Genomic DNA, 4,825 nt, shown 5'->3' on the forward strand with positions numbered 1-4,825 from the left:
CCGTCCGACGCCGAAGCGCAGGGAGGCGGAGGGGCGGCGCCGGGGGCCGGTCGCCCCGCCCCCGCGCACCACGCGGGAGGCGATCCGGCGGAACCGGGAGCTGCGGAAGAAGGATCCGGTCAGCAAGGAGGAGCGGCGCGAGGCCGCGCGGGAACGTCGCGAACGGATGATGGCCGGGGACGAACGGTACCTGCTCCCGCGGGACCGCGGCCCGGTCAAGGCCTACGTGCGCGATCTCGTGGATTCCCGGCGCAACGTGCTGGGCCTGTTCATGCCGATGGCGATCCTGGTGTTCGTGACGCTGCTGGTGCCGATCCCGGCCGTGCAGACCTACGCCACACTGCTCACCACGGTCGTGCTGTTGCTCATGATCTTCGAGGGCTTCCTCAACGGGCGGCGGATCACCAAGGCGGCCCGGGAGAAGTTCCCCAAGGAGACGATCCGGGGCGCCTCGCTCGGCTGGTACGCCTTCGTCCGGGCGAGCCAGATCCGCAAGCTCCGCGTGCCCAAGCCGCGCGTCCGCCCCGGCCAGCCGATCGGTTGACACACACTCGGTCGCGCGCCGACGGGCCGCGCACGGACGTGCGCCCGGTGGCGCACCGGGCACGAGGCACCGGCACCCCACCGGGCGCGACGGTTCATCCGGCCTCCCGGTCACACCGGGAGGTGTTCGGCGGTCAGTGGAAGACGAACTCGGCGTCGGCCGTCTCCGAGGACGGGCACATCCAGCTGCCGCCGGACTTGTCCAGGGTGACGTCCGTGGCCGTGTAGGTCCGGGTGTCGCCCTCCCGCTGAGCCGTCAGCCCGGTGGCCTCGTACTCGCAGGTGACCCCATAGGACACCACGGTGACGTTGATGAGGTCGGCGGTCGCGGTGCCCGCCGCGTCGTCGAAGCTGATCGTCGGATCGTTGTTGAGGGTGACGTCCTTGTCGCCGTCGCAGACGGTGTTGGCGTTCACGCTGGCGGCGTCCACGGTCAGCGTGTTCGGCGGGTTGTCGGTGGCGTCCGCATTGGTCCAACTGCACGTGTCCCCGCCGGACGTGATCGTGCCGTCGACCTTCTGGTGGTCCGCGACGGCGACGCCCGCCGACATACCGACGCCGACGACGGCGCCCGCGACGACTCCGAGGACCTTCGTGGAGAGCCGAGTCACTGTTACCTCCGTTGGTTCAGTGTTACCAGCCGGTAAGTGAGCTGGCCCATATAGAGAAACAGCGGTGTTTCCGGATGTCAACTGTACACATCCACGTGGTCATGGCTGGTGACTACTTGGCGTACTCGGAACGCGGGCCGGTGTCCCCCACCGGTCGGGCTCACGTCACGAACGGGCGCAGCGCGAGCACCTTCGTCCGCAACGCCGAGTGGTCACCGTGACCGGTCCCGTCCAGGGCCTGGGCGGCCGCGCGGAAGAACAGACCGACGACGAACTCCACATGGGTGCGCCCGGCGGGCGTGTGCCCGGCCGCGCCGTCGAACAGGCACGTCACCGACCGTTTCAGCCCGCTCGACCGGGCCCGCAGTTCCGGCTCGGCCGCGCGTTCGGACACCACGAACAGGTACCGGGCGCACTGCGGGTGCGTGTCCACCCACCGCAGCACCGCGTCCGCGACGCCGGCGAACCGGGCGGCGCAGTCGGGCCGGGTCCCCCGCAGCGCGGTGGCGCAGACCCGGTGGAGGTCCTCGGCCGCCTCGTCGAACGCGGCCGCTCCACAGGCGCGCACGCTCGGGTAGTGTCGGGTGAACATTTGAACGTCCGTCCCGGCCGCGTCCGCGAGCTCACCTGCGGTCACCTCGAACAGGGGCGTCTCCCCCGCGATCACCCGGACGGCCGCCCGCAGCCGGGCACACGCGGGACAGTCGGCAGTGCTCGTGGTCATTTTCGCAGAGTAACCGCCGCATCACCCGCGGAGAAACTCCGAGGAGAGGTCACGGTGGACGACCGCGCAGGGCAGCTCCCGCCCGGCCGACACGGCCTGTCCCGCGACTACGTCCACGACAACCAGCGCGCCCGCATCCTGGCCGCCACGGCGCGGGTCACGGCCGGACACGGCTACCCGGGTCTGACCATCGAGCGGGTCATCGGCGACGCGGGGGTCTCCCGCAAGACCTTCTACCAGCACTTCCGCAACAAGGAGGAGGTCTTCCTCGCCGCCTACGACGACGCGGTGGCGCGCCTGACCGACAGGATCGCGGAGGCCGATTCCACGGGCAGGGACGATTTCACCCGGAAAGTGGAAGCAACCCTGGACGCGACGCTGCGGTTCCTCGCCGAGCATCCCGATCAGGCACGGCTCGTGGTCGTCGACGTGCTGGCGGCCGGACCACGGGCGGTGCGCCGACGGCACGAGTCGCTGCGGGCACTGGTCGATCTCGTCGACCGCGGCACCTGCGCGCTCGCCGAGGAGGAGGGACTGCGCACTCCCCCGGCCATCACCGCGGAGACCGTCGTCGGCGGCATCGTGGAGGTGGTGTACAACCGCGTGGAGCGCGGCGAGACGGACACCCTGCCCACGCTGCTGGCCGATCTGGTCTACTGCGCCCTCCTGCCGTACGTCGGACCCGGTGCGGCCGCCGCCGAACACGGCCGGCTCACGGCCTTCCCCGACCGCGCGGACGCCACCCCCGGTACTTAGCTTTGCGAAAGATCGACGGCTAGACTCCGCGGCATGGAGTTTCGTCGACTCGGCCACAGCGGCCTCACGGTCAGTGAAATCGCGTACGGCAACTGGCTCACACACGGTTCCCAGGTGGAGGAGGAGCAGGCGCACGCCTGCATCCGGGCGGCCCTGGACGCCGGCATCACCACCTTCGACACCGCCGACGTCTATGCGAACACCGCCGCCGAGTCGGTCCTGGGACGCGGTCTCGCCGGGCAGCGTAGGGAGAGCCTGGAGATCTGCACGAAGGTGTTCTGGCCGACCGGCCCCGGCGGACCGAACGACAAGGGGCTCGGCCGCAAGCACATCATGGAGAGTGCCCACGCCTCCCTGAAGCGGCTCGGCACCGACCACATCGACCTCTACCAGGCACACCGGTTCGACCACACCGTCCCGCTCGAAGAGACGATGACGGCCTTCGCCGACCTGGTCCGGCAGGGCAAGGTCGGCTACATCGGGGTCTCCGAGTGGGACGCCGAGCAGATCACCCGGGGTGCGGCGCTCGCGCGGGAGCTGAAGATCCCGTTCGTGTCGAATCAGCCGCAGTACAACATGTTGTGGCGGGTCATCGAGGAACAGGTCATCCCCACCTGCGAGCGCGAGGGGATGAGCCAGATCGTGTGGTCCCCGATCGCGCAGGGCGTGCTCACCGGCAAGTACCGGCCCGGTCAGGCACCGCCGGAGGGCTCCCGCGCCACCGACGAGAAGGGCGGCGGCGCGCGGACGATCGAGCGGTTCCTCAACGACGACGTGCTGACCCGGGTGGAGCGCCTGCGCCCGCTGGCGGAACAGTCCGGGCTCTCCCTCGCCCAGCTCGCCGTCGCCTGGGTGCTGCGGAACAGCAACGTGGCCTCGGCCATCATCGGCGCGTCCCGACCCGAGCAGGTCCGGGAGAACGTCGACGCCGTGGGCGCCCGGCTGGACGACGACCTGATGCGGGCGATCGACGAGGAACTGGACGGGGTTGTGGAGCGCGACCCGGGTCACACCCGCAGTCCGGTTCTCTGAGCAGGACGGGACCGGGCCCTGCCGGCCCCCGGTACCGTCCGGAGCGGTTCACCCGGCCCGGCTCCCACCCACGGGGTCCACCCCGGGGTGGTCCGGGACCGGGTGTTCCGGGCCGGACGGGTCGGTCCGGGCCGCCAGCACCCGCTCGGCGACGACGAGGTCGTGCCGGTAGGTGATCTTGATGTTGCGCGGGTCGCCCGGGACCAGACGCACGGAGGCGGTGCCGAAGCGCTCCACGCACGAGGCCGTGTCGGTGCCGACGAATCCCTCCCGCTCGGCGCGCTCGTAGGCGTCGAGCAGCGGCGCCGCGGCGAACCCCTGCGGTGTCTGCATCCGCACCAGGTCCCCGGTGGGCCGGCCCAGGACCGTGCCACCGTCCGGGCTCACGGCCACGAGGTCGTCGGCGAAGATCCCGGGCACGGCGCCGCCGTCGTCGCGTGCCGCCCGGAGGACCGCGGTGATCGTGTCGACGGTGACCAGCGGCCGGGCGCCGTCGTGCAGCAGCACGGTGTCGACCGCACCGGAGGCGATCCGTCCGGTGAGATGGCGCAGCGCGCACAGCTCCGAGGCCTGCCTGCTGTCGCCGCCGTGCACGACCTCCACCGGGACGCGGGTCCCGTCCCCGTCCCGCGGCGGTCCGTCCCGCAGCACCTCGTCGACCAGGTCCGCGTCCCGGGCACGGGTGACCAGCACGAGCACGCCGACCCCGGGGGTGCGGGCGAACGCCTCCAGCGACCAGGACAGGACGTGGCGCCCGCCCAACGGCAGATAGACCTTGTTCGTCGCGGACCCCACCCGGGACCCGGCGCCACTGGCCAGCACCACCCCGGCGACACGCCCCGCGTGCCCGGTCCGACCTCCCGCCATCCGCACGAGCATAGATTCCCCCGGGCGGGGCCGCCGGTGCGCCCCGGTCTCCCGCCGGACGATCACCCGGGACCGGCACACTCGGTAGTGTGGCGGCGTGTCCGACAACACCGCGGCAGAACAGGACGGCGCCACCCCCGACGACGCCCGGCCCGACGAGAACGGGACCAGCGGCGATCAGGTCGCCGAGAACCGGCCCACCGGGGACGGGACCGACGACGGGTCCGTCCGGTTCGCCGACGTGCCCGCCCGGTTCGCCCTCGCCGATCCGCGGCCGTCCCGCGCCCGCCCG

General features: G+C 71.9%; 7 protein-coding genes. 4 read left to right on the plus strand and 3 right to left on the minus strand.

Going from position 1 to position 4,825, the window contains the following annotated elements:
• Positions 1 to 544, plus strand: a 544-nt coding sequence (locus SACHA_RS22460; protein WP_039739274.1) for a DUF3043 domain-containing protein, incomplete at its 5' end; no start/stop codon positions are given.
• A 133-nt stretch (positions 545 to 677) separates the two neighbouring features.
• Here SACHA_RS22460 and SACHA_RS0115350 read toward each other — a convergent pair.
• On the minus strand, positions 678 to 1,154 hold the full coding sequence (locus SACHA_RS0115350; protein ID WP_019811086.1) for a hypothetical protein: 477 nt from the start codon (positions 1,152 to 1,154) through the stop codon (positions 678 to 680).
• 160 nt (positions 1,155 to 1,314) lie between these two features.
• Positions 1,315 to 1,878, minus strand: a complete 564-nt coding sequence (locus SACHA_RS0115355; protein ID WP_019811088.1) for a hypothetical protein — start codon at positions 1,876 to 1,878, stop codon at positions 1,315 to 1,317.
• Positions 1,879 to 1,932: 54 nt separating this feature from the next.
• Between SACHA_RS0115355 and SACHA_RS0115360 the strand changes: the two genes are divergently transcribed.
• Both SACHA_RS0115360 and SACHA_RS0115365 read left to right on the plus strand, forming a co-directional pair.
• Positions 1,933 to 2,634 carry a TetR/AcrR family transcriptional regulator gene (locus tag SACHA_RS0115360; protein WP_019811090.1) on the plus strand — a complete coding sequence of 234 codons (702 nt, stop codon included), beginning with the start codon at positions 1,933 to 1,935 and terminating at the stop codon, positions 2,632 to 2,634.
• A gap of 33 nt (positions 2,635 to 2,667) precedes the next feature.
• On the plus strand, positions 2,668 to 3,666 hold the full coding sequence (locus tag SACHA_RS0115365; protein ID WP_019811092.1) for an aldo/keto reductase family protein: 999 nt from the start codon (positions 2,668 to 2,670) through the stop codon (positions 3,664 to 3,666).
• Positions 3,667 to 3,714: 48 nt separating this feature from the next.
• Here the strand turns inward: SACHA_RS0115365 and SACHA_RS0115370 are convergent, their stop codons facing one another.
• Positions 3,715 to 4,533, minus strand: coding sequence for an IspD/TarI family cytidylyltransferase (locus SACHA_RS0115370; protein WP_083935875.1), 819 nt, complete (start codon positions 4,531 to 4,533; stop codon positions 3,715 to 3,717).
• A gap of 97 nt (positions 4,534 to 4,630) precedes the next feature.
• Here SACHA_RS0115370 and SACHA_RS25645 point away from each other — a divergent pair.
• Positions 4,631 to 4,825: hypothetical protein (locus tag SACHA_RS25645; RefSeq protein WP_028663228.1), on the plus strand; the 195-nt coding region annotated here is incomplete at its 3' end.

This window comes from Saccharomonospora halophila 8 (assembly GCF_000383775.1).
GTDB classification, from domain to species: Bacteria; Actinomycetota; Actinomycetes; order Mycobacteriales; family Pseudonocardiaceae; genus Saccharomonospora; species Saccharomonospora halophila.